This is a genomic window from Corynebacterium sp. EPI-003-04-2554_SCH2473622, assembly GCF_001665955.1.
Classification (GTDB): Bacteria; Actinomycetota; Actinomycetes; order Mycobacteriales; family Mycobacteriaceae; genus Corynebacterium; species Corynebacterium pseudodiphtheriticum.
Genome location: NZ_LZMN01000001.1, coordinates 1 through 23453, shown reverse-complemented (window position 1 = coordinate 23453; position 23453 = coordinate 1). Strand labels below are relative to the sequence as shown.

At 57.3% G+C, this 23453-nt stretch carries 19 protein-coding genes and 1 pseudogene; 5 read left to right on the top strand and 15 right to left on the bottom strand.

The genetic code is table 11. The annotated features are described in order from the left end of the window. The 7 genes and pseudogenes from A5774_RS00100 to glf form a co-directional block, all read right to left on the bottom strand. Window positions 1-407: pseudogene (locus A5774_RS00100) on the bottom strand (hypothetical protein); the annotation flags it as partial. After that, window positions 407-2404, bottom strand: coding sequence for an alpha/beta hydrolase-fold protein (locus tag A5774_RS00095; RefSeq protein WP_082936016.1), 1998 nt, complete (start codon window positions 2402-2404; stop codon window positions 407-409). The pseudogene A5774_RS00100 and the gene A5774_RS00095, both read right to left, overlap by 1 nt. Window positions 2405-2746: 342 nt before the next feature. Beyond that, a complete protein-coding gene (locus tag A5774_RS00090; RefSeq protein WP_064832956.1) occupies window positions 2747-3769 on the bottom strand; it encodes an alpha/beta hydrolase family protein in 1023 nt (340 codons plus the stop codon). A gap of 206 nt (window positions 3770-3975) precedes the next feature. Further along, window positions 3976-4959 carry a decaprenyl-phosphate phosphoribosyltransferase gene (locus A5774_RS00085; protein ID WP_027017423.1) on the bottom strand — a complete coding sequence of 328 codons (984 nt, stop codon included), beginning with the start codon at window positions 4957-4959 and terminating at the stop codon, window positions 3976-3978. Next, the gene (locus A5774_RS00080; RefSeq protein ID WP_023018795.1) at window positions 4960-5490 is read right to left on the bottom strand and encodes a phosphatase PAP2 family protein; all 531 of its coding nucleotides are present in this window, start codon (window positions 5488-5490) and stop codon (window positions 4960-4962) included. It lies immediately after the preceding gene. Next, entirely contained in the window at window positions 5480-7414 is a 1935-nt protein-coding gene (locus A5774_RS00075; RefSeq protein ID WP_197490181.1) for a glycosyltransferase, read from the bottom strand. The genes A5774_RS00080 and A5774_RS00075 overlap by 11 nt, the downstream gene beginning before the upstream one ends. A 94-nt stretch (window positions 7415-7508) precedes the next feature. Beyond that, window positions 7509-8699, bottom strand: a complete 1191-nt coding sequence (glf, locus tag A5774_RS00070) for a UDP-galactopyranose mutase (RefSeq protein ID WP_021353469.1) — start codon at window positions 8697-8699, stop codon at window positions 7509-7511. Between the two features lie 326 nt (window positions 8700-9025). Here glf and A5774_RS00065 point away from each other — a divergent pair, with 326 nt between their 5' ends. Continuing rightward, window positions 9026-11176 carry an N-acetylmuramoyl-L-alanine amidase gene (locus A5774_RS00065; protein ID WP_064832954.1) on the top strand — a complete coding sequence of 717 codons (2151 nt, stop codon included), beginning with the start codon at window positions 9026-9028 and terminating at the stop codon, window positions 11174-11176. On the opposite strand, the gene A5774_RS00060 is transcribed toward A5774_RS00065, so the two are convergent. The 4 genes from A5774_RS00060 to serS are packed head-to-tail and all read right to left on the bottom strand — an operon-like array spanning window position 11173 to window position 15740. Next, window positions 11173-12738: a glycerol kinase GlpK gene (locus tag A5774_RS00060; protein ID WP_064832953.1), complete on the bottom strand. Its 1566-nt coding sequence runs from the start codon at window positions 12736-12738 to the stop codon at window positions 11173-11175. The genes A5774_RS00065 and A5774_RS00060 overlap by 4 nt on opposite strands. Before the next feature lie 7 nt (window positions 12739-12745). Then, window positions 12746-13579, bottom strand: coding sequence for an HAD family hydrolase (locus A5774_RS00055; protein WP_023018791.1), 834 nt, complete (start codon window positions 13577-13579; stop codon window positions 12746-12748). 17 nt (window positions 13580-13596) lie between these two features. Further along, window positions 13597-14493, bottom strand: a complete 897-nt coding sequence (locus tag A5774_RS00050) for a 1-acyl-sn-glycerol-3-phosphate acyltransferase (RefSeq protein WP_064832952.1) — start codon at window positions 14491-14493, stop codon at window positions 13597-13599. Continuing rightward, a complete protein-coding gene (gene serS, locus A5774_RS00045) occupies window positions 14490-15740 on the bottom strand; it encodes a serine--tRNA ligase (protein WP_024272848.1) in 1251 nt (416 codons plus the stop codon). The genes A5774_RS00050 and serS overlap by 4 nt, the downstream gene beginning before the upstream one ends. A 44-nt stretch (window positions 15741-15784) precedes the next feature. On the opposite strand from serS, the gene A5774_RS00040 reads away from it, so the two are divergent. Both A5774_RS00040 and A5774_RS00035 read left to right on the top strand, forming a co-directional pair. Further along, window positions 15785-16807 (top strand): septum formation family protein, encoded by a 1023-nt coding sequence (locus A5774_RS00040; RefSeq protein WP_024272847.1) that lies wholly within the window; start codon window positions 15785-15787, stop codon window positions 16805-16807. Window positions 16808-16866: 59 nt separating this feature from the next. Beyond that, window positions 16867-17214, top strand: coding sequence for a metallopeptidase family protein (locus A5774_RS00035; RefSeq protein ID WP_023018787.1), 348 nt, complete (start codon window positions 16867-16869; stop codon window positions 17212-17214). Window positions 17215-17261: 47 nt separating this feature from the next. Here A5774_RS00035 and A5774_RS00030 read toward each other — a convergent pair whose 3' ends face one another. Together A5774_RS00030 and pheA are read right to left on the bottom strand one after the other, a co-directional pair. Next, window positions 17262-17915, bottom strand: coding sequence for a histidine phosphatase family protein (locus A5774_RS00030; protein ID WP_064832951.1), 654 nt, complete (start codon window positions 17913-17915; stop codon window positions 17262-17264). Between the two features lie 2 nt (window positions 17916-17917). Next, complete coding sequence (gene pheA, locus A5774_RS00025) at window positions 17918-18841, bottom strand: prephenate dehydratase (protein WP_064832950.1); 924 nt, start codon at window positions 18839-18841, stop codon at window positions 17918-17920. A 24-nt stretch (window positions 18842-18865) separates the two neighbouring features. Between pheA and A5774_RS00020 the strand changes: the two genes are divergently transcribed. Next, window positions 18866-19990: an amidase gene (locus tag A5774_RS00020; RefSeq protein WP_064832949.1), complete on the top strand. Its 1125-nt coding sequence runs from the start codon at window positions 18866-18868 to the stop codon at window positions 19988-19990. Window positions 19991-20050: 60 nt separating this feature from the next. Beyond that, window positions 20051-21895 carry an LCP family protein gene (locus A5774_RS00015; protein ID WP_369815465.1) on the top strand — a complete coding sequence of 615 codons (1845 nt, stop codon included), beginning with the start codon at window positions 20051-20053 and terminating at the stop codon, window positions 21893-21895. 47 nt (window positions 21896-21942) lie between these two features. Here A5774_RS00015 and A5774_RS00010 read toward each other — a convergent pair whose 3' ends face one another. Both A5774_RS00010 and A5774_RS00005 read right to left on the bottom strand, forming a co-directional pair. Then, window positions 21943-23031 carry an alkene reductase gene (locus A5774_RS00010; protein WP_064832948.1) on the bottom strand — a complete coding sequence of 363 codons (1089 nt, stop codon included), beginning with the start codon at window positions 23029-23031 and terminating at the stop codon, window positions 21943-21945. A gap of 117 nt (window positions 23032-23148) precedes the next feature. Beyond that, on the bottom strand, window positions 23149-23453 hold a 305-nt coding region (locus tag A5774_RS00005; protein ID WP_231892279.1), incomplete at its 5' end, for a DUF5926 family protein.

The window sequence follows — 23453 nt, the reverse complement described above, 5'->3', positions numbered from 1 at the left end:
CCGAAAGGGTTCGTCTCAGGAATTTCGTCGATTTCCTGCGCGCCACGGTCACGGCCACCGGCAGTTTGCGGCGCCGGCTCAGCGTTATTATTCCCGGCACTATTCTGCCCGGAACCAGACTTAGCCGTCGTAGAACCCTCGCTGGATTTTTTGCCGTCCTTACCGTCTTTGTCGTCCTTACCAGCCCCCGGCGACGTTGTAGAACTGGCTGCGGTGGATTTCGTAGTCTGTGTCGAGGATTTGCTCAGGGTTTCTGGTGCTTCGTCTTCTACGGTCGCTGAACCACAGGCGGCCAAAACCAGGGCACCGGTGGTCAACGCCGCTACCAACGACGCTTTCCGACGCCGCACCCCAGTGTTGCGAAAAGCTCCAACGCTACGAATACCTGTGCTTCGAGTAAATCGCATTACTTCTCCCGTACGCCACCGTTGATCTCTTGCAGGGTTCCGTTCTGGAACTTCTGCTCATTCACGCCCGGCTTCGACTCGAAATCCGCGGTAGGCCAGCCGAATTTGCCCTTCTCGTAACCGTGCTTACCCCATTCGTCGAAGATCTTTCCGTACTTGATCACCTGGGCGCCGGATTCTGGCGAGAAGTAAATATTGCCGTTTTCGAATTGCTGGAACCAACCGCCATCGATCTTGTACTCATTGCTGATCGGCAGACCCAAGTCAGCCTTGTCCACGGTCGCATACTTCTTAGCGATTGCGCCGAAGACCAGGTGGGTCTTGCCCTCGCGGTTACGCGCTAGGAAGCCACCTTGCATCGGCTGTAGCTTGCCGCCATTGATGTGTTCATCCTTGCCGGTAGGGTACCCGGAGCGGCCACGCTCGTAGTCGTATTCTTTCCAGCCTTCCAACAAATCATTCGGCACTTCCCAAGCACCAGTATCTGGGTGCCAATAAATGTTGCCATTTTCGAACTGTACCAACCGGCCCTTGCCGTCTGGCGTACCCAGTTCAGTGGACTTCGGGAAGCCCAACCACGAGGTTGCTCCACCCAGCTGCGCATAACGCGCGTTGATCGCGCCGTAAACCCCATGCGCACCGGTTTCTGGCGACCAATAAGCAGTACCGCCGGTGAAGTCCTGCGCCACACCACTGGTCTCGCCCACCTGGTATTCGTTGGTCAAGCATTCTTCGAAGTGCGCCTGGCCAGCAACGCTGGCTCCAATGGCTCCCTTAACTTCGCACTCCGCCGCGCGGCCTTCTTGTGGGATGCTCAGAGAGTTCGCGATGTACGGCCAGGCCTGCTTCAGCTCAAATTCCCAGTATTCCCAAGTGTGAATACCGGTTGGGCGGAACTTCGCGACGACATCCACGTTTTGGGCCTTGGCACGGTCCACGAAGGTTTGCGTCGACATGCGCGAAATAACTTCCAGGCCCACGCCTGGCAAGCTTGGGCCGTGCTTGGCGACGGAGTTCGGGTCGCCAAAGTCCGGCTGTCCGCTACCGGAAGAAACATAGACTGTCATATCGCGCAATTGCTCGATACCCAACTTCGGATCATGGTCGATCCAACCCTGGCTGTACAGCGGCCCCCACATTGCTTCAGCGTTGTAGCCGCCGCCGTCGGAAAGCGCCATCTGAATCGCTTCCGGCATACCCTTGCTTGTCGTATCCAAGTATCCGGAGAACGAACCTGCGAAATTAAACAGGTGCGGGTTCCGCTCTGCCATGTTGATAGCAGAAGTTGCGCCCATGGACAGACCAGCGACTGCCCGCTGCTTGTTGGAGCGGAACTTGTTATCCATGATTGGGATGACTTCCTTGGTCAGGAAAGATTCCCACTTATAGTGCTTACCATTGTCTGGTTGCTGCCAGTCAGAATAGAACGACGACTCACCACCGACTGGCAACACAACGTTGACATTCTTGTCGGCGAAATACTGCTCGACATCAGTCGCGATGGTCCAGCCAGATTCGGTTTCACGGGCACGCAAACCGTCCATCAACCACAATTCCGGGAACTGCTGGTTCGGCTTAGCGTAATAGTCACGGGCCAGCAGAATCTGGAACTTCATTTCCTGGTCTGGCATGGCAGCGGACTTCACGTATACGAAAGCGTGGCGGGGCGATTTGTATTCCACACGATCAATTTCCACGCCTGCTGGCAGCCCATCGGAACTCGGGTATTCCGTTTCGATGGTGCTGCGCTGTGGAGCTTCGCCCGGAAGAACTGAGTCAGTCAGGCCATCGTTTTTTGGCAGTAGGTTCGAGCTTCCTGGTAGCGAGCTTTGGGCTTGCGCCACCGGAGCCTGCGTCGAAATAGGCACGATAGCCAAGCCGGTAGCGACGGCGGTAGGCACAGCCAAGGCCTTAAACCAGGCACGACCGCGAGTACCGCGTGACTGACCGGCAGTCTGTGATTGAACGTGCGGGGAACGAGACGAGTCTAGTCGCATAATGATTCCTTGAAAGTGTGTACAGGGTAGGCAAAATTCAGGCCCGCCCTCACCCCGGAAGTTCCCCGCTTCCGGGATGCGGCTGGCCTACTCGCGTAGTTATCAAGTCTAAAGTTTAGGTTTAACTTGGCGATGGTTGGGAAGACACTCCGGTACTTCTCAGAAAAATACACAAAGATCCTCAACCCAGAAATAATTCAGCCCAGAAATGATTCAGCCCTAGAAATCATTAAATTATTCAGCTCCAGCAATATTTCAGCAGCAGACAGCACGCTAGAAACAAAAACCGGACTGGTGTCGCTGTGTTGCGACATCCAGTCCGGCTACGAGCTCAGGCTTGTTTTAACGAGCTCCCATAACATCCAAGATACGGTCATAAGTGCGATCCAACTGGTAGTTGAACTGGTACCAGTTGTGCAGACCAACGCCCGGGTAATCGGTGGTGATAGGAACACCATTCAAGCGAGCATTCGCTTCAAAGGCTCGGGTGCCGATCATAGACATAAATTCCAAAACGATACCCGGAGCCTGGTGCTGCGGCGCCAAGTTATGATCCGCCGGCCCAGGAATACCGGAAGCGGCAGAAACGTAAACGTCGGTATTACGCAAGTTGCCCACCAAGTGGAATGGGTCGTTCTGGAAACGAGCTGGGTTAATGATCGTGCCGTACATCGCGTTGATGTTGTAGCCACCTGCATCAAGCAACGCCACCCGCATCATGGTCTGCATTCCCGGTGCAGTGGTGAAAAGGTAACCGGAATAAGACAGTGCCTGACGGAATTGGTTTGGGTGCTTGCCAGCCAGGTTCATCGCGGCAGTCGCCCCCATCGACAGTCCGGCAATCGAGTTGTTGTTCGGAGCAACACCGAAGTGCTGCTGCAGATAGCCAGGAAGCTCAGCAGTCAGGAAAGTCTCCCACTTGTAGCTGCCGTCTTCTTCACCCGGGAAGTACTTCGGGGTGCCTTTCCAGTCTGCGTAGAACGATGCCTCGCCACCGACCGGCATTACCAGGGTGATGTTGTTGTCCACAAATTTCTTGTGGGCGTTACCCTCGCGGTTCCAACCATTTTGTTGGTTGTTCGCCCGCAAACCATCTAGAAGATATAGGCCTGCGTTGCCACCACGAGAAGCAGGCTGGATCTGCACGGGAATATTACGCCCCATTGCTGGCGAATATACGTCACAGCGTTGCACAAAATAAGCTACATGCGGGTCCCAATCACAGGTACCCGTAGCATCCGGGCGCAACCAGCCCCGGTTGTCTTGTGCGGTCGCCACCGATGGGCTAGCCATCATTCCGAGCGCCACCGCCACAGCAGCCACCGCAGCGACCACCGCACGACGCATATTCACGATCGACGTCATTGCTCCCCTTCACGGAAATTTTTCCAAGCTGCCTTTATGCTCCAAGCTTTTCGATCGAACGCTAGCAAGCAACCGTATGCGGTGATCAGCCAAAAACCAGAGCGGCAGCAGATTCTAGTAAGTGTATCGAAAACCGAGACAATTTCGTTACACAGCTAAAAATCAGTCTAGGGGGAGGCAAAAATAATCGCTACTTGAAAATGATTTTAAATTGCAGGAACGATGTACACAGCCAGCACGATGCAAGCGATCCACAGCAACGCCAGCACCTGCAGCGCGCGATCCTCCAACGCAATCTCATCCGGAGCTCCACCTTCACCCCGGTCCACATTGGAGGCATAGCGCAAAATAGCAATGGTAAACGGCACCAGGGAAACCTGATACATGATCGATGCCAAGCCCTCAGTAGCCTGCGAGAGTTCAAATCCCCACAGCGCATAGGACATAACGACGGCGGTAGCAGCCAAAGTCCAAACGAAGCGCAGGTACGTCGGCGTGTAGCCCTCCAATGCCTTGCGGATCTTAGCACCCGTGCGTTCCGAGAGCAGCAGCTCCGCATAACGCTTACCGGAAGCCATAAACAAGGAACCGAATGCCGCCACCAGCAGGAACCATTGTGAAAGTTCGATACCGGCAGCTACACCACCTGCCATCGCACGCAGCATGAACCCAGAAGACACCAAGCCGATATCAATCACCGGCATGTGCTTCCAGCCAAAGCAATAGCCCAGCTGCAAGGCGATATACACCGCAATCACCGAGGCCAGACCCACCCCATCAGAGGCCAAGAAGGACAGGCCAACGGCGGCAATAATGAGCCCGACAGCCATGGCATAGGCCAGGCCGACCGGCAGCACCCCAGCGGCAATCGGGCGGAAGCGCTTAGTCGGGTGCTCGCGGTCAGAAGCGACATCGCGGGCATCATTGACCAAGTAGATCGAGGACGCACCCATGCAGAAGACGATAAAAGCCAAGGCGACGTCGGCAAGCGTGCGCCCATCCAACAAGACACCCGCACCGGCAGCAGCCGGCGCCGCGATAACCAGGCTGTTTTTTACCCACTGCTTCGGACGCAGCGCCTTGATCATGCCATCAAGCAAGTTTTTCGGAGGTTGCCGCTTCCGGCCGGTATCCACGCCGGAGGTATGCGGTTCCGAATGAAACACGCTTTGGTGACCGTCGTTTTCCATCTAGCCTTGCCTCATCATTCGCTTAGCGGTCGCATAACCAATCATTGCACCCAGCAGAGTATCTGTCGGGTAATGAACCCCCAACACCATACGCGATGCCATCATTACCGGGATACCTGCCAACGGTATTTTTGTACCCGTCAATTCTGAAATCCCAGTACAAAACGCCGCTGTGGACGTCGAATGTGACGACGGAAACGACAACTTCGATGGCGTAGACACCCCCACGCGCACATACGGATAATCCGGACGACGCCGACGCACGATGCGTTTCAGCACCACCGATGCGGCATGCGCGGTCAATGCCGAGGCACCAACTCGTACCCACTGTCCACGACGCTGCTTGTCGACGGCAGCACCTACTCCTGCGCTGGCAACCCAGCCTGCAGCATGTTCACCGAAATGCGATAGCCCACGAGCAGCCGACAGCACACCCGGCGCATCGAAAGCCACCGCCTGAATACGCTGCAGAACCCGAGATTCTGCCCGGCTCAGTTGATTGGGTTCGTTTTTGCTGGGTTTATTGGGCATCAAACACCTTCTTCCACGATTCACGTGCGGTCAATTGCGGGCGCGCGCTTCGATAAGTTTCCTGCAGCTCATCGAAACGAGCGTCAATATCTTTCAATAGCTGCCGGGTTTGTGAGAGCAACTCACTGGTTAACTGCTTATCGCGTTTGCGGAAGGCCACCCCGGTACCACCAACGGTGGTCACAGTCGCCGAATCAACTCGCGACAGGTTATACCACCGCGCATCCTTTGGATTTAGGTTGATCTGTGGTGCTTCATAGTGCGCCGGGTCAGCTTCCCGCGACATGTGGCGCAGGGTTTTCAACAGCCACGGAATCTTTTTCACCTTACCCAAACGACCACCAACGTTGCGTAAAGGCACATTGGCACCGGTCGGCGCTGGCAGATCTGCCGCCGACTCGTATATAACAGCATCATCGTAGTTCTGTCGGATCTTCTGGATGCGTGGCAGCGACGATTCTAAGACATCAAAGAGTTGCGCTGGGCCAGACAGGAAATCCCGCATGGCTTCAATTTGAATGGCCATGGTGGAATACTCCATGCACAGCGCATGCTTGTAGCTTGATTTCATGATCGAGCGTGCCACGCCCTTGAAGCTGCCGCGATGATACATAGCAGCAGTGATCAGACGATTACGCAGGTGGAAATACGCCTGCCAGTCGATCGCATCGTCCTTATCTGCCCAGGCCATGTGCCAGATTGCGGCACCCGGCCAGGTGACCGTCGGAAAGCCGAACTCGGCAGCACGCAAGGAATATTCTGTATCATCCCACTTGATAAACAGCGGCAATGGCTGGCCGACGGTTTCGGCAACCACGCGTGGGAACAAGCACATCCACCAGCCGTTATAGGTAACATCGACACGCCGGTGTAAGTCTGCACTGCTTTTCGCGTGCGGGTTGCGCTGTTGTTCTTCGGTGAGCGTGTAGCCCAACGGGTATTCAGAAAAGTCGTGATCGTACACACCATATGGGGCTGGCCCCCACATAAAGTCGTGGCCTTGGATCATTTCGCCTGTGGTACGCAATTGTGCGCGCTGTTGCAGGTTCAACATTTGTCCACCAACGACAATCGGGCTGGCCGCAAAACGGGCAGCCTGCACGGCACGCAAAATGGAATCTGGTTCGATGGCAATATCGTCGTCCATGAACAACACGAACGGCGCATCAGTGTTTTCCACAAACTCGTACATGATGCGCGAATAACCACCGGAACCACCCAAGTTGCCCTGCCGGAATTCACGGAAGCGTTCGCCGAATACAGCTACCGCGTCGTCATAACCGGGCTCGTCAGCTGGGTGCTGGTTGCCCTGGTCCGGCATGAGCACGTGAGAAATAGCTTGTTCGACGACAGGATCCTCCCCCAGCGCCTGCAACGCAGCAACGGCGTCGGCTGGGCGGTTGAACGTCGGGATGCCGACAGCGACTTTTTTCGCAGCAGGCTCGATGGTGGACCCGTCGGGAAGCGTTTGTGGCTTCGGCGCGTGTGGGGCACACCAGGCGGCTTCGCTAATAATGGTGTCCGTTTCTGCGGTGACATCAAACCAGTACCAGCCACCGTCTTCAAAGTTCTTCAGTGGCAGCTCGATGTCCAGAGTGTCATCGGCAATCAAATGGTTGCTCACCCCAACTCGGGTGCCATCGACTTTGGAGCGATACACAGCGATATTGGCGGTACCGGTGACCTTCATGGTCAATACGACGGAGTCCAACTGTGACCAGCGGCGCCAATACGATGCTGGGAAGGCATTGAAGTAGGTTTCGAAGCTAGCTTCCGCACCAGCCGGCACGGTGACATCAGTGCGGGTATTCCAGCTCAAGCGTTCTTTGTTTTGCGTGGATTCGATGAGGTAAAGCATGCAGACATCGAAAGGTTCGCCACGTTTCGGCAAAAGGATGCGTTGCAGGGCTTCGCGATGGTTCACGGTTCTCCAGTTCACAGAAGTTGATTCACGGTAATGAGTGCAGAGTGCTTAGTTCAGGGCGCTGGGTCCAGCGTGCTAGTCCAGCGGTTATTTCTTAGTGGCCACGTTCTTGTTCCAACGGCTTCCCATCCTGGAAATACGGCACCAGTTTATTGTCGAACATTGACAGCGCCGCACCAATGGCCATGTGCATGTCCAGGTACTGGTAGGTGCCTAGACGGCCGCCAAAGAGCACATTGTTGTCTGTAACTTCTTTTGCCGCATGCTTGCGGTAAGCAGCGAGTTTTTCGCGATCTTCCGGGGTGTTGATCGGGTAATACGGTTCGTCATCGGCACCAGCGAAACGTGAATATTCTTTGAAAATCACTGTCTTGTTGCGCTGGTAATTGCGCTCTGGGTGGAAGTGGCGGAATTCCAGGATGCGAGTGTAGTCCACATCCTGGTCGTTGTAATTCATGACCGCGGTGCCCTGGAAATCTTCCACATCATGGACCTCTTTGTCGAAGTCCACGGTACGCCAGCCCAAACGGCCCTCGCAGTAGTCGAAATAGCGGTCTAATGGGCCGGTGTAGACCACAGGAGCATCCGGTGACTGCGCCCGGATGTCATCCCGAACTTCGAACCAATCCGTGTCCAATCGGACATCGATATTGTCCGAAGCCGCCATATTCTCTAGCCAGGCGGTATACCCGTTGACCGGCAGTCCTTCGTAGGTGTCATTGAAGTAGCGGTTGTTGAAGGTATAGCGCACTGGCAGTCGAGTGATATTGCCAGCTGGGAGGTTTTTCGGGTCAGTTTGCCACTGTTTAGCGGTATAGCCTTTCACAAATGCCTCGTAAAGCGGGCGCCCAATCAGCGAAATGGCTTTTTCCTCTAGGTTTTCGGCTTTGTCCGAGTCGAATTCCGAAGCTTGCTCAGCGATGAGTTGTTTGGCTTCTTCCGGGCTGTAATAGCGCCCAAAGAATTGGTTAATCAGGCCCAGCCCCATCGGGAATTGGTAGGCGGTGCCGTCGTGCATAGCGAATACCCGGTGCTGGTAATCAGTAAAATCGGTAAATTTGTTGACGTAATCCCACACCCGCTTATTGGAGGTGTGGAACAGGTGAGCACCGTATTTATGCACCTCAATGCCGGTTTCTTCATCGGTTTCGGTGTAGCAGTTTCCACCAAGATGGGAGCGCTTTTCGACGATGAGCACTTTCTTGCCCAACTCATTGGCCGCGCGTTCTGCGATGGTGAGGCCGAAAAATCCGGATCCGACAATGATGAGGTCATATGCAGTCATGCATTACAGACTAGTGGAGCACCACCCGCACTAGTGGGAGCAACCAAGTTGGGTGGGCAACTTTTCCCCGGAGAAACGCTGTCCGCGTACGCAGTATTCTGCAAAAAACGTACGCAGTATTCTGCGAAAAACTTGTGGCCAGGATGGGGCCAACCCATCCCGAATAATGCTTCCCGATACGCGTGTCGCAACATGATTAACATTTTTCCCATATGTAACTTCGCATATGTATCTTCACCTCTGACACACGGCTTACACACGCGTGCATGTTTCAGGGGTGTGTTGCTGATTGATTCGCTGAATCATTCAAAGAAACAGGAGTATTCATGCACTTACGTCGCCGTATTAGCACCTCCGGGTCGCTGCGAAGCTGGGCTAGTGCCAGCCCAGTCGTCGCTGTCACCGCGACGGCGGCCCTCGTCGTCACCGCAGCATTCGGAGGCCACCAGGTATTGCAAACCCAAAATGCTGGTTCTGATCAGGCCGAAGCCAGCATCAGCACCGCCAGCTTCAGTAGCGGCACCGCCACCGTTGTGGATGATCCAGCCGTGGCCACCCAAGGCGACGGCCCCGCCCCGTCCCGCGCGGTGCAAGAATTTACTAAGGACGAAGAATTCGACTCCTTCGCCCTAACTTGGAGCGGTGAACGCGACATCAATGCGCACTTCCGTTCCAAGCGTGCCGACGGTAGCTGGACGGAATGGTTCGAAGCCGACGCGCTACCCAACCCAGAAGAAGCCACGCAGCAAGGCACCGAACTGATCTACGTCGAACCAACTCACACCGTGCAGGTGTCAGTTGCCGGATTAGATCTGTTCACTGGCGAGAAAGCCACTGCGGGCACCACCGAAACCAGCGGCACACAGGCTGATGCGCAACCTGGCGCACAATCCGATACGGAACCTGATGCGCAATCAACCGACAACGCAACCGACGCAGCGCCCGGAACAGCCAACTCCCTACCAAAAGCCGGTTTGGAGACCTCCGCTGGGCTTATCCAGCCCGTCGCTGATGACGTCGACCTCACCGACAACGCCGACAGCACCACTGCCACTACAGCTAATTCTGGTGCAGCGGGTGGCGCAACCAGCGCTGATGATCTAAGCGCAGTTTTCGTCAACGGCAACGCCTCAGCTGGCGCAGCCCAAGCAGAAAACACCATTGAGCACACCGCAAACCTATCCGTCGGCATGCCGACCCTAGTCACTCGCCAAGGCTGGGGCGCGAACGAGTCCTACCGTGGCAATTGCGGCGCAACCGGCATGGACTACAACGCCCTGACTCTGCACCACACGGCAGGCTCCAATAACTACGACGCTGCCAGCGCTGCCGCACAGGTTCGCGGCGCCTACCAGTACCACACCCAGACCCTGGGCTGGTGCGATATCGGATACCACGCCCTCGTCGACAAGTTCGGAACCATCTACGAGGGCCGTCGTGGCGGACTCAGTGAAGGTGTCATGGGCGCGCACGCAGGCGGCTATAACCACGGAACCTTCGGCATCTCCATGGTCGGTAACTACGAAATTGCACCGATCAACGAAGCCATCATCCAATCCGTCGGACAGATCGCTGGATGGCGCGCTGCGCAGTCTGGTTTTGACCCAGCAGGCACCATCCAGATGACATCCGGTGGCAGCAGCTACGCAAAATATCCTGCCGGTGATACACGTACCTTCCAGCGTTTCCACGGCCACCGCGACGTTGGCGCCACGACATGCCCAGGTAGCCACGCCGTGGCACGGTGGAGCGATATCCGCAACGCCACGAACAAAAAATATCAGCAGGTTGCTGGCCTGCTCGCGGGCAACGCAACCAGCCAGTCGCAGTCGGGCAACCAATCCGGAACCACAAATTCCAACAGCACCACCAACACCCAAGCAGCCCCGCAGAGCACTCCCCAAAGCAACACACAGAGCAATACGCAAAATGCGTCTACCAATGCCAACTCACAAGGGCCTCTGCAAACTGCAATCAAGGCAATCGGCATCATCGCGCCGCTAGTCATGGCAATTCTGCAGCAGACCAGCAGCGCTGCCGAGAAAGCTCCGAATGAGTCCCCCGAGGCAACGATTAAGCGCTTGGCGACGTCTTCCGGTATGGAACTGGGCGATGTTCCCGCGATGATCACGCAAGTCGTGAAACTGACGGGCAACAGCGATATCGAACAAACCTGGGCGCGGATCAATAAGCTGATTGGCCCGGTCCTGGGGTCGCCAGCCACTGGTATCGTGCGCGCCTCCGATGATGTCGACTTTGCCTTGTTCGACAACGGAGTCATCGTTGATTCCGCGGCAACTGGCACCCAGGCGCTTTGGGGAGAAATCGCTCGAGCCTGGGCCAACGGCGGCTTCGAAAAACTGGGGCTACCAACCAGTGAGCAATACCAGCATGGTCAGAAAATCCGTGTGAATTTCCAGGGTGGCAATATCACCTTCGATCCTTCCACTGGACAAATAGAAATCACCGAGGGCTAGTCGGCTTCACCCCGGCCAGCATCTTCCCAGCCCAGCGTGCGTTCTACTGCTTGATTCCACATGCGGTAGAGCTGCTCACGCTGGGCTTCGGGCATTTTTGGCTCCCAGACGTGGTCAGCGACGTAGTCATCGTCCGAAAAATCCCACCAGCCAATTCCGATACCCGCCGCAAGTGCCGCGCCCCAGACAGTCGTTTCGATCATCTCCGGGCGCTGCACAGACGAGCCGAGGATATCCGCTTGCATCTGCATCAACAGATCGTTGGCCACCATGCCACCGTCGACGCAGAGGCCCGATAATTCCCGGCCGGCATCTTTCTGCATTGCTTCGACAACCTCGCGGGTTTGAAAGCAGGTCGCTTCCAACGCCGCGCGCGTAATATGGCTGCGATCTGCATAACGGGTCAAGCCCACGATCACGCCAGCTGCATCCGGGCGCCAACGTGGAGCAAAAAGCCCAGAGAATGCTGGAACGATATAAACCCCGCCGTTATCTTCGGCAGCAATCGACTCACTGGAAGCAGCATCCGGAATAATTCCCAATTGATCCCGCAGCCATTGGATCAACGATCCACCAACCGCGACTGATCCTTCTAGCGCATACACCGGCTTTTCGCCTTGTTGTTGGTAGGCGATGGTGGTCAGCAAACCATGCTCGGAAAACTTCGGTTCCGTTCCGGTATTGAGCAGCAAAAACAATCCGGTGCCGTAGGTGTTTTTCGCATCCCCGGGCCGGAAACACCGCTGCCCAAACATGGCGGCCTGCTGGTCTCCCAAAATGCCGGTTATCTGCACCCCGGTGAGTGAACCGCGGTGGCGCACCTCACCGAGTGCACCAATCGATGGGACGATCGTCGGCAAGATTTTCTTCGGCACCCGCAGCGCCTCACAAAGTTCGTCGTCCCAATCCAGCGTGTGTAAATCCAACAAGAGGGTGCGCGATGCATTAGTCACGTCCGTAATATGCTGCGCTTGGTAGGTGGCATCGCTACTGTTTCCAGGGGTATTTTCCTCAGCAGCGGCAGCGCCATCTGCCTCATCGGCGTTTTCTCCCTGTTCCGCACCGCCGCTTAAGTTCCACACCAACCAGGAATCAATGGTTCCGGCTAGTAATTCGCCGCGTTCGGCGCGCTCACGAGCACCATCAACGTGATCCAAAATCCAGGCGATCTTCGGACCAGCAGGGTAAGAATTGGCCAATAACCCGGTTTTTGCTTGCCACGCCGCAGCATCGTCGAATTCGCCACCAGTGCGGGTGTCTTGCCAGACGATTGCGTTATAGATTGGTTCACCAGTAGCTTTTTCCCAAACAACGGCAGTCTCGCGCTGGTTGGTAACCCCCAAAGCTTGCACATCACGGGCGGTGATATCCAGTTCCACCATTGCCGAAGAAATTACCCGGCGCGTGTTGGCCCAAATCTCGTTCGGGTCATGCTCCACCCAACCTTTGCGCGGCATAATTTGCTGGTGTTCCAACTGAGCCTGCGAGACCACGTTTCCGTCGCGGTCAAAAATAAGGCACCGCGTGGACGTGGTGCCTTGGTCGAGTGCAGCAATAAACATGGTTGTTCTACAGCCACCGTTCTATGATCTGGGCTATCCCGGCATCGTCATTAGACCCAGTTACCATATCAGCTGCCTGGCGCACCGCCGGGTGCGCATTTTCTACTGCTACCCCACGCCCGGCCCAGCGCAGCATCTCAATGTCATTTGGCATATCACCGAAGGCGATGACGTCCGCAGCCGCCACTCCCAAGTGGTTGGCAAGGAATTCCAGGCCAGCGGCCTTGTTTACCCCCGGTGCCGCGACTTCCAGCAATCCCGCATCAATCGAATACGTAACGTGTGCGCGTCGGCTATCAATATGTTCAGCCAACAGCTCATACATCTGGTTCGCGGACATCGCCGGATTGCGCAATAAAAACTTCACGGCGGGCTTTTGCCAGACTTGTTCTGTCGGTTTAGAAATAAATTGCGAATCTGCCCAAGTGTGTGCGTAATTATCCGCGGCCACAAACAGCTCGGTTGGGTCTTGCCGTACGGAATAGCCTGCGTATTCTGCAGCGATACTTACCCCGCCGTAGGGGGCAAAAATTTCTTGTGCAGTGTGATAGACCTCTTCCATCAGTTCCGGCGAGATCTCTGCGGCGGTGAGCACCTCATCGGCAGCACAGTCGTATATCACCGCTCCATTGGAAGTGACACACACTGGCCGGGCTGCTATTTGTTCTAATACCGGCTGCAACCAGCGGAAAGGGCGCCCAGTCGCTAAAGCAAAATGCATCCCCTGCGCGGTTGCCTTATGTATGGCATCGCGTACCCGCGGCGGCACACGATCGGCCGAATTAATGAAGGTACCGTCAATATCGCTGACGATTAGTCGCGGGGCGGGCCCGATGGCCATTGCATCATCTGCCTGGCTCACTTGCGGTCTTTCTTTTCCGCCTTCGCTGCCTTTGCAGCTTTTTCCGCCTTTGCAGCTTTTTTACGTGCGCGTTCGGCACGCGCGGCAGCATCAATTTCAGCGGCTTGTTCCAGGGTTGGAGCGCTCCCGCCCAAAGAAGCCGACATCCACGGTAAGCCAGGTTCGAATGGCCCATGACGCTCGGCGTATTTCTCCCGGGTGGTTTCTAGCAGCTTTTCCATCGCTTTTTTCAGCGCTGCAGTATCTTCTTCTACGGAACCGCTGAGTTCGATGGGCTTGCCGACGGCTACCCGCACCGGCACATTGGCACGCCAGAGGTTTTTGGGCAGGTCTTTGGTCCAGATGCGCTGCGATCCCCAAATAATCACCGGAAGCAACGGCGCATCTGCTTCATCTGCGATGCGCACAGCACCGGTTTTCAGGTCTTTGATTTCAAATGCGCGTGAGATCGTAGCCTCTGGGAAAATCCCCACCAGTTTGCCCTCACGCAATTTCTGCACCGCTGCGTCCTTGGATGCAGCACCTTTTCCTGCAGAACGGTCCACGCTGATGTGGCCCATCATTCGCAGCACAGTACCGACAATCGGCGTATCAAAAATCGCCTTTTTCGCCATCATGCGCACGATGCGACGCCCCCGCAGGTACGCAGGGTACCCGCCCAGGATGAAGTCGTAATAGCCAGTGTGGTTGATCGCCAGAAGCGCGCCACCATCAGCAGGGATATTTTCGACGCCGTCCACGGTCACTTCGATGCCCTGCAGAAACATCAGCCAGCGAGCCAGCGGCACCACCGGGGTGCCATAGGGAATTTCGCGGGCTTCAGATGGGTGCTTTCTCAGCTTCGGCAGGTTTTCTGGCACGCGTAGCCCGGCACGGCTGTGGTATTCGGTCACTCCAAAATCTCCTTGCCGACGAATGGGCGTAGGGCTTCTGGGACTACCACGGTGCCGTCGGCCTGCTGGTGATTTTCCAGGATCGCAACCAGCCAACGAGTGGTGGCTAGCGTGCCGTTGAGCGTCGCAGCAGTCTGGGTTTTGCCCTGTTCATCGCGGTAACGCGTCGACAAGCGTCGGGCTTGGAAGGTAGTGCAGTTCGAGGTGGAAGTCAGCTCACGGAAAGTCTGCTGAGATGGCACCCAGGCCTCGTTATCGAATTTGCGTGCTGCGGAGCTACCCAAATCACCCCCGGCAACGTCGATGGTGCGGTATGGAACCTCGATGGCGGCAAGCATGTCTTTTTCCAGGTTCAGCAAAGCCTGGTGTTCCGCTGCTGCATCCTCCGGTTTGCAGTAGCTGAACATCTCTACCTTGTCGAACTGGTGCACACGCAAAATACCGCGGGTGTCTTTACCGTGCGAACCGGCTTCCCGACGGAAGCACGAAGACCAGCCGGCATAGCGGATTGGGCCGTCGGCAAGATCGATGATCTCGTCTTTGTGATAGCCCGCCAACGCCACCTCCGAGGTACCGACCAGATACATGTCATCGCGTTCCAGGTAATAAATTTCGTCGGAGTGTTCACCCAAAAAGCCCGTGCCAGACATGATCTCTGGGCGCACCAAAACCGGAGGCACCATCAGCTGGAATCCGGCTTCGCGCGCTTTTTGCGCAGCGAGCATCATCATGCCCAGTTGCAAGAAAGCGCCATCACCGGTGAGGTAATAAAAACGTGCGCCGCCGACCTTCGAACCGCGAGTCATGTCGATAAGCCCGAGCTTTTCCCCAAGCTCCAGGTGGTCTTTCGGTTCGAAATCGAAGCTAGGGATTTCTCCGACGCGTTCGATTTCAATGAAGTTTTCCTCGCCACCGGCAGGTGCGCCCTCCACGATGTTCGACAAACGGTACTGGATGGCGGCTACTTCATCCTCGGCGGCCTTTTGCTCTTCCTGCGCCTGCTTGACCTTTAGTTTCAGCTCGGAAGATCCCTCCAGCAGCGCTGGGCGTTCTTCTGCGGAAGCCTGACCGATCTTTTTACCGAATGCTTTTTGTTCCGCGCGCAGATCATCTGCGGTGGCAATAGCGCGACGGCGCTTTTCGTCTGCAGCCAGCAGCTCGTCGACAAGCTGCGGGTCCTCGCCGCGGGTGCGCTGCGACTGTCGGACAAGGTCAGGGTTTTCGCGCAAAAGCTTCAGATCAATCACGCCTCCAGAGTCTAGCGTGAAACGACAAGGTAAACTAGCTGCCGATGAGTACTCAGTCACCATGGCGATCAGCAGCAGCAGTGCGCACGGCACTGGTGACTGCCCTTGCCAGCGCAACGGCATTAACCGGCTATGGGCTGTTTTCGGATTCCGGTTCCAGCAGCACTGGTCAAGCAAACGACACCACCGTCAACGCCAGCCCTGCGACCGAATCGACGCAGAAACCAAAGCCAAAGGTGGCATCGTTCACCACCGCTGATGCTGGCGCCTGTCTGAGCTGGGATATTACCCCGGAAGGTAAAATCACCAATTTCGAACAAGCCGACTGCGCGGAAGAACACCGTTTTGAAGTCTCCGCGCGCGAGGATCTGAGTGCTTATCCTACTGCCGAGTTCGGCCCGGAAGCGGGGGTTCCCGGCACCGCACGCCAAGCCCAGCTACGCGAAGAACTCTGCCGCGCACCCACCCTGCGCTACTTAGATGGTCGTTTTGATCCGACCGGCAAATATTCCATCGCCCCTATCCTCCCGCCGGCTCCTGCCTGGGAGAATGGCGATCGCACCATGCTGTGCGGCCTGCAAACCACAGATGCGCGCGGTGTGCCGCAGCTGACCACCGGCAAGGTTTCGGAGCGCGATCAAGCCCGGGTTTATAGCGCACAGTCCTGCCTACGCATCGAGGAATCACAAACCCTGACCGAGGTCGCCTGCGGCGAACCGCACCACATGGAGGTCACCTCAACGGTCAATTTGCGGGAGAATTTCCCGGATGGATACCCGGCCGGCGAAGCCCAGGATGAATTTCTTGCCGACGTCTGCACCCGCGCAGGCGAGGATTATTTAGGCGGCGAGGAAAACCTGTACCAGTCCACGCTGCAACCATACTGGGGTGCGATTAGCGAGGATTCCTGGCGTAATGGTTCCTATTCCGTGAATTGCACGCTGGTGCACGCCCGCGATGGCGGCGGTTTTTCCACCATTGAAGGCACAGCACGCGAAGGCCGTGGGGCGTTGACTATCGACGGCGGCCCACCAGAGGAACGTCCAGAGCGTAATCCAAGGCGCTAACAACTGCGATGACAGCGGAAATCATTCCGCTTCCGGCAAAGGTGCAAAGGTGGTGGGCAATGGTTGAAATTAGCGACGAGGATTTCGAGGAGCTAGTGCTAGATGCGCTGGATAAAATCCCGGATGATTTCGCGTATCGCCTGCGCAATGTTGCCATTTTGATTGAGGATTTTCACCCGGAAAACCCCGAGATTTTAGGCCTGTATGAGGGCGTGTCCTTGGTGGAGCGCACCCACCACCACACAGGTTTTCTGCCGGATGCGATTTTTGTGTACCGCGAAGCCCTGAAGCGATATTGCAGCAGTATCCAGCAGCTTGCCGACGAAGTCGAGGTGACTGTGTTTCATGAGGTCGGGCATTATTTCGGTATGGACGAAGAGCAGCTGCATGCCGCTGGTTTTGGGTAAAAACTTCCGCACCGCCCGGCTCTTTCGGCTGCCGTAAGCAGCACGCCTCAGGTATGCAGCGCCCCCAGATCATAGTCGCCCCAGCGCTCGAGCTTCCACTGCCTAAACTCCCGCCCTGCCGGGTCTAGCACGATGTAGCGGCAGTTGGGCAGATACCATTCAAATGCTTGCCTCGGGTCCAGGCCCGTGAGGTAGCGCGCCACGACTCTGATAACGGTGCCGTGGCTGGCAATGACCGTGGTGTTATCGCTGGCTGCGGCTTGTTCCATCGCTGGTAAATAGCGCGCCAGAATCTCGGGGTAGGTTTCACCGCCAGGGGTTGCTGCTTGTTTGTCGCCTTCGAGCCACCGCAGCAAACACTGATGGTATTCGGCGATTTTCCCCACGTTTTGGCTCATTTCGTAGTCACCAGCGAAAACCTCAAACAGCCCCGGGGTCACCTGCACCGGAATGGTGTAGGGTTCTAGCCCACGGAATTGCTCGAAGGCACGGGCAGCGATCTCAGAGGTTTGCTGCGTGCGGATCGCCATCGACGACCACCACTGCGGGATTTCTCCCAGATCACGGGCGAATTCCTCACCAACAGCATGGGCTTGCCGACGCCCCAGCTCGCTGAGTTCTGCTCCCGGCGGGCGCGTATCCAGGTAGCCGTGGATATTGGAGTGTGTTTGCCCGTGGCGGAGCAAAATGATTTTTCCCATGCTTAAACCCCTGCTTTCGGCCAGGAGCCGAGGAATTGCACTTTCTCGCAGCGCCGTTCAAGTGCCGCAAGCGCCGCGGCCACCGGTAAGTCATCGATGTGGCCATGCACGTCGATATGAAAGCGGTAAGTCCCTAGTCCGGTACGCGTCGGCCGGGATTCAATGCGGGACAAATCTACCCCGTGGCCAGCGATTTCCTGCAACACGCCAGCCAGTGCGCCGGGTTCGTTGTGCACGTGAAAAATGATTCCGGTGCGATCGTTGCCCGTGCGGGGTGCAGCGCTTCGCTGCAAGGCGGTGGTGTCCGCAGCAGCCCCAGCGTCCACAGGATCCGTGGAAACCGCAGTAAGTGCAATAAAACGAGTCTGGGCGCCGGAAACATCAGCCACCCCTTGTGCTAGCCGCGCAAGCCCATGCAGATCCGCAGCATTATCCGGGGCGGCAGCGGCATCAACGCGGCCTTGTGCGACCATGCGTGCGGCTTCCCCGTTGGATGAGGCCGGGATGAACTCGGCATTCGGCAGGTGGTTTTCCACCCAGGTGCGGATCTGCTGATACGCCACCGGGTGCGTCGCAATGCTGGTAATCGCGTGCGGCTTTGCCGCGATTTCTTCGGTAGCAGTCAGGATGCTGAATTGGATATCCAGTGTGGCCTCGGCGAAAATCTGCAACCCGGGGTTTTCCACCAACGCGTCGTGCGTGGCAGTCACTGCGCCTTCGACGGAGCTTTCTGCGGCTACAACGGCATAATCGGCCTTGCCTATGCTGACGCGTCGTAAAGCCTCACCCGGCGAAGCCACCGGAACAGCGGTGATACCAGCCCCTGCATCGTGTCCCGCCCGAGCAAACACCCCGGCGCGCTGTAGCTTGTGCAGTGCAGCCTCGGTGAAAGTTCCGGCGGGTCCCAGGTATGCCACGGTGCTCATGCCCGCTAGATTACCCTGATCTGCATGGTCTTTCCGCGGGCGCAACACGCGCACCTCCCCAACCCCGAGCGGCTGGCGGGTTGGTCGATCCCAGCAAAGGATCTTTACGACGTCGCCGGGCTTCCCACCACCTTGGGCAATATCTCCCGCAGATATATTGCCCAGCGCACCGAGCCGTTTCTAGCGCATCTGCAAGCCCAGGGCGCGCGCATCAAAGCAAAAACCGCGTCTTCTGAGCTGGGCTTACGCATTGATTGCGAGCCGGTGGGCCTGCCCGCCCCGACGAATCCCTTGTGGCCGGGCGCGACCCCGGGTGGCTCGTCTGGTGGTGCTGCAGAACAGGTCGCACTCGGTACTGTGCGCGCCGCGCATGCCTCGGACGGCGGTGGTTCGATCCGTGTTCCGGCTGCGGCCTGCGGGCTTGTCGGTTTCAAACCCACCACCCCGCGGCCACCGGGAATGCCGAACGGGGCGTTAGCGGTGCAGGGGTTTGTCACCACCACGGTGGCTGATTCGGCTTTCTTGCACGCGCTTCACCCCAGCATTGCTCGTGTGCGCGTCGGCCTACTCACCGACCCGATTTTGGCAGATGCCGAGGTTGCCGATCCCATGGTGCAGGCCACAGAGCTAGCCGCCGAAGCGCTTAATTCCGCGGGCCACCAGATCATCCCCATCACTGCGTTTCCCGGTGAGCGCACCCTGGACGCCTTCCGCACGATTTTTAGCTCCGTGCTCGCCACCGCGCTTGCCGACGACACGCTAGCGTCGGGCTCAGGCATCGCCGGCTACCCGCACTGGGTGGGGCAGCTCGGGCGTCGGCAAGCACCAGCGGAGGTGCAGGCAGCGAAAAAACACGCCGCGGCACTGAATGGTCTGTTGCATTCTTTTTGGAATGTTGACGTGGTGTTATCGCCCACGCTCACCCATGATCCGCCGCCGGTGGGCCATTTTGCCGCGATGGAGCACTCACGTTGTTTTGCCGAGCAAACCCGCTGGTCACCATGGTGTTCGCTATTTAACATGACGGGAAGGCCCGCTATTTCGATTCCTTGGGCTTTGCCTGGACGCCCACCAGTTGGGGTTCATTTGGGGTCCATCACGCTTGCCGACGACGAGCTGCTCGGGCTCGCGCTTGATGTGCATGCGTGATTACTTACTAAAGGACACTAAGCGGGCACTGCACAAGCAAGGATAGGTAAAATATCTGCCATGACAGATCGCGGAGAACGGCCAGCTGGACGGCACGGGGGATCCCACGGGCCTGCAGAAGGCGACGTCGTCCTGGGGCGCGACGGTAAGCCGCTGCTGGATCGCTACGGTCGGCCAGTACGACGGCGTCCACGCACGGCGCCCGATCGTGCACGGGAAAGTGGCCGGCATTCCGCTGGCGGCGGGCGGCATGCCAAGCCGGAAGCTCCGCAGGAAGCTTCGCGTGCCCCGCGTGCTGCACGTCCGCCGCATTCCGAACGACCTGAGCGGCCTAAACGCTCCGAGCGTTCTGCACACTCTGCGCGCTCTGAACACCCGGTGCGCACCAACCGGCAAGATTCGCGGGCGAACCGCCCGCCGATTGACCGGGAAAAGCTGCGCCGTGAACGCGCTATTTATGATGCGCAACGGGCTAATTCTGCTCGGCAGAGCACAAATCACGATGCTGGGCATGGTGCACGTTCGGTCTCCGGGCACAACCACCCGGGTGCTCGTCCGGTCAACCGCGAGCAACTGCACCAGTCGCGCAACCAACAGCGGATCCCTTCGGAACCGACCCGCATGGACTTGGGCGGACCAGTAGCGGGCGGTGCTGTCGGTGGTGCCGCGGCAGGGTACGCGCAGGGCCGCGCGGCAGGGCAGGACCGTCACGGTGAAGTGCCGCCTCGTTCCGCACAGCAATTTCCACAGCAGCCAGGGCAACAGCCTCCTGGGCAGCAATCTCCGTATCAGCAGCCTCCACAACAGCAACGGCCGCCACAAAATTATGTGGGGCAACCTTATGCCCAACAACCTGGACAGTACTATCCACAACCCGGTGGGTATGGGCATCCGAGCCAGCAGTACCAGCAAGCTTACGCCGATGTACGCAATCCACACCCCGGCGCGCACGGTGGCCGTGGTTTCGGAAAGTTTAGTGCGGCCGGGTTGCGCTCGAAGCTGCGCCGCCCGAAATTCGGCTGTGTTGGATGCTTGGGCTGGCCGTTGGCAGTGCTCATAGTTCTGCTGCTGGTTATTGCTTTTTGGGCGGATGCCCAGCTCACCCGCGTGGCCTCGGAACCGGAGCAACCTATCGGATCCACCAAGGGCACGAACTGGCTGCTGGTTGGTTCGGATTCGCGCGTGGGCTTAAGCGAAGAAGATATTGCCCGGCTAGGCACCGGTGGCGATATTGGAACCGGCCGCACCGACGCGATCATGTTGCTGCACCTGGAAGGCACCAGTGCACAGCTGATTTCCATTCCTCGCGACAGCTACGTCGACGTGCCTGGTTTTGGGCAAGACAAAATCAACGCGGCATTTACTTATGGCGGCCCACAGCTATTGACGCAAACCGTGGAGGCCAACACCGGAGTCAGCATTGATCACTACGCCGAAGTGGGCATGGGCGGTTTGGCCAATATTGTCGACGCTATCGGCGGGGTGGAATTGTGTCCTTCCGAACCGATCGACGATCCGTTGGCCAATCTCAATGTTGGCGCAGGATGCCAAGAAATGGACGGTGCCAACGCACTGGGCTATGTGCGTACCCGTGCCACCGCAATGGGAGATTTGGACCGTGTAGAACGGCAGCGTGAGTTTTTCTCTGCGCTGATGCACGAGGCTACGAACCCGTCGACGCTGCTCAACCCTTTTGACGTATTCCCAATGATCAGCTCGGTATCAAAGTCGTTTACCGTCGGCGAAAGCGATCATGTATGGCACCTGGCCCGCCTGGCATTGTCGATGGGTACCGGGGTGGAAACCAAGACGGTACCAGTCGGTGGTTTTGCTGATACCGACGTCGGAAACGTGGTGCTATGGGACGAGATTGAGGCAGAAAACCTCTGGAACTCACTGCGCTAATCCCCTGCTTAGTGCAGGGGCGCATTCATCGGTTACAGAGCTAGTGGTTAATCCGCGATTGTCTCGTAGTCTGTATAGCCACGTTCACCGCCCATATAGAACGTGGCTTGTTCTGGTTCGTTCAGCACCAAATCTTCGTGCCACCGCCGCACCAAGTCTGGGTTCGCAATAAACTGTCGCCCGACTACAACAGCATCTACGTAGTCTAATTCCAGCTCCCGCTGGGCATCTTCCTTTGTAGTAACGGTGCCAAACCCATCATTCATCAGTACTTTGGTCACACCGTTAGCGCGCGCTTTGTTCGCTAAGGTCGGCATCAGCTCACCTTCCGGCTCCGCGTGCAGGAAGGAAACATAAGCCAGGTTTAGTGGCGTGATGGCATCTATGAGACCGCCATATGTAGCCACCATGTCTGCTTCGTCTTCTTCGATGACTCCTTGCACGTTGTGCCCTGGGGAAAAGCGCACTCCGACGCGGTCAGCCCCGATTTCATCAACAACCGCGCGAATGACCATTTCAGGCAATCGCCATCGGTTTTCGGGGCTACCACCGAATTCATCGTCACGCTGGTTGGCGGATGGTGCCAAAAACTCATGCAACAGGTATCCGTTGGCGTTGTGAATCTCCACGCCATCAACTCCAGCATCTACGGCGCGACGTGCAGCAGCGCGGAATTCTTCGACGATGCGTGGGATTTCTTTGGTCTCCAGTGCACGTGGCATCGGCGCGTCCATTTTGCCGGAAAACCCACGGACTTCTCCGCCCCAATCCAGTGCACTGGGTGCTTCTGCTTGGGCTCCATCGATAAGATCCGGGTGGCTTGTGCGGCCACCGTGCATGAGCTGCATGAAAATGACACCGCCACTGTTGTGCACTTCGTTAGCTACCTCGCGCCAACCGGCCGCCTGTTCATCATCTGCGATACCTGCTTGGCCCGGAAACGCGCGATTTGTCCATGCGGGGAAGGCGCCCTCTGTGACTACGAAACCTGCGCTAGCACGCTGAGAATAGTACCGAACATGCATATCGCTCGGCACCCCACTATGACCTGCGCGCTGACGCGTCAGCGCGGCCATGGTCATGCGGTTTTTCAATCTAAAGCGGCCAAGTTCCAAAGTCGTAAATAATGATGTCATGTCAACTACAACGATCTTTGGCGCGTCTTTGTTCCACGCACTTCCGGCAGGCCGCTAAACCGCAGATCACTGCGGCTGCGGCCGCTGCTCTGAGGCTGCAGCCGCTGCCCCGCGGTACTAGCGGATGGTGACCTGCCGCGATTTAATGTTTTGCAGTTGCTTACGCTCGTCGGCAGAAAGCTGCGCGTCGTTGGAGATTTCTTCTTCCAAAGCCTGGTTCACGCGTTCGAGCTGCTCGCGGTAGGAATCCGCGGCTGGCTCCGGGGTGACATCAAAAACTGGGGCAATCACACCATGAGTACGGAACACACCGGCAAACTTGGTGTCTTCACCCACGTGCAAGTCACCGCGAGCGGCCACGCGTGCCAAGGCGTTAAGGAAATCGTTTTCGTTGTCCACCGGGCGTACCCAGCGGATGTGCG

Bases quoted from the DNA above. Each gene is read 5' to 3' on its own strand.
- A5774_RS00040 (WP_024272847.1), top strand. From the start codon at position 15,785: ATGAGTACTCAGTCACCATGGCGATCAGCAGCAGCAGTGCGCACGGCA.
- A5774_RS00085 (WP_027017423.1), bottom strand. From the start codon at position 4,959: ATGGAAAACGACGGTCACCAAAGCGTGTTTCATTCGGAACCGCATACC.
- A5774_RS00060 (WP_064832953.1), bottom strand. From the start codon at position 12,738: ATGTTTATTGCTGCACTCGACCAAGGCACCACGTCCACGCGGTGCCTT.
- A5774_RS00030 (WP_064832951.1), bottom strand. From the start codon at position 17,915: ATGGGAAAAATCATTTTGCTCCGCCACGGGCAAACACACTCCAATATC.
- A5774_RS00035 (WP_023018787.1), top strand. From the start codon at position 16,867: ATGGTTGAAATTAGCGACGAGGATTTCGAGGAGCTAGTGCTAGATGCG.
- pheA (WP_064832950.1), bottom strand. From the start codon at position 18,841: ATGAGCACCGTGGCATACCTGGGACCCGCCGGAACTTTCACCGAGGCT.
- A5774_RS00020 (WP_064832949.1), top strand. From the start codon at position 18,866: ATGGTCTTTCCGCGGGCGCAACACGCGCACCTCCCCAACCCCGAGCGG.
- A5774_RS00010 (WP_064832948.1), bottom strand. From the start codon at position 23,031: ATGACATCATTATTTACGACTTTGGAACTTGGCCGCTTTAGATTGAAA.
- A5774_RS00090 (WP_064832956.1), bottom strand. From the start codon at position 3,769: ATGACGTCGATCGTGAATATGCGTCGTGCGGTGGTCGCTGCGGTGGCT.
- glf (WP_021353469.1), bottom strand. From the start codon at position 8,699: ATGACTGCATATGACCTCATCATTGTCGGATCCGGATTTTTCGGCCTC.
- A5774_RS00095 (WP_082936016.1), bottom strand. From the start codon at position 2,404: ATGCGACTAGACTCGTCTCGTTCCCCGCACGTTCAATCACAGACTGCC.
- A5774_RS00015 (WP_369815465.1), top strand. From the start codon at position 20,051: ATGACAGATCGCGGAGAACGGCCAGCTGGACGGCACGGGGGATCCCAC.
- A5774_RS00080 (WP_023018795.1), bottom strand. From the start codon at position 5,490: ATGCCCAATAAACCCAGCAAAAACGAACCCAATCAACTGAGCCGGGCA.
- A5774_RS00055 (WP_023018791.1), bottom strand. From the start codon at position 13,579: ATGGCCATCGGGCCCGCCCCGCGACTAATCGTCAGCGATATTGACGGT.
- A5774_RS00065 (WP_064832954.1), top strand. From the start codon at position 9,026: ATGCACTTACGTCGCCGTATTAGCACCTCCGGGTCGCTGCGAAGCTGG.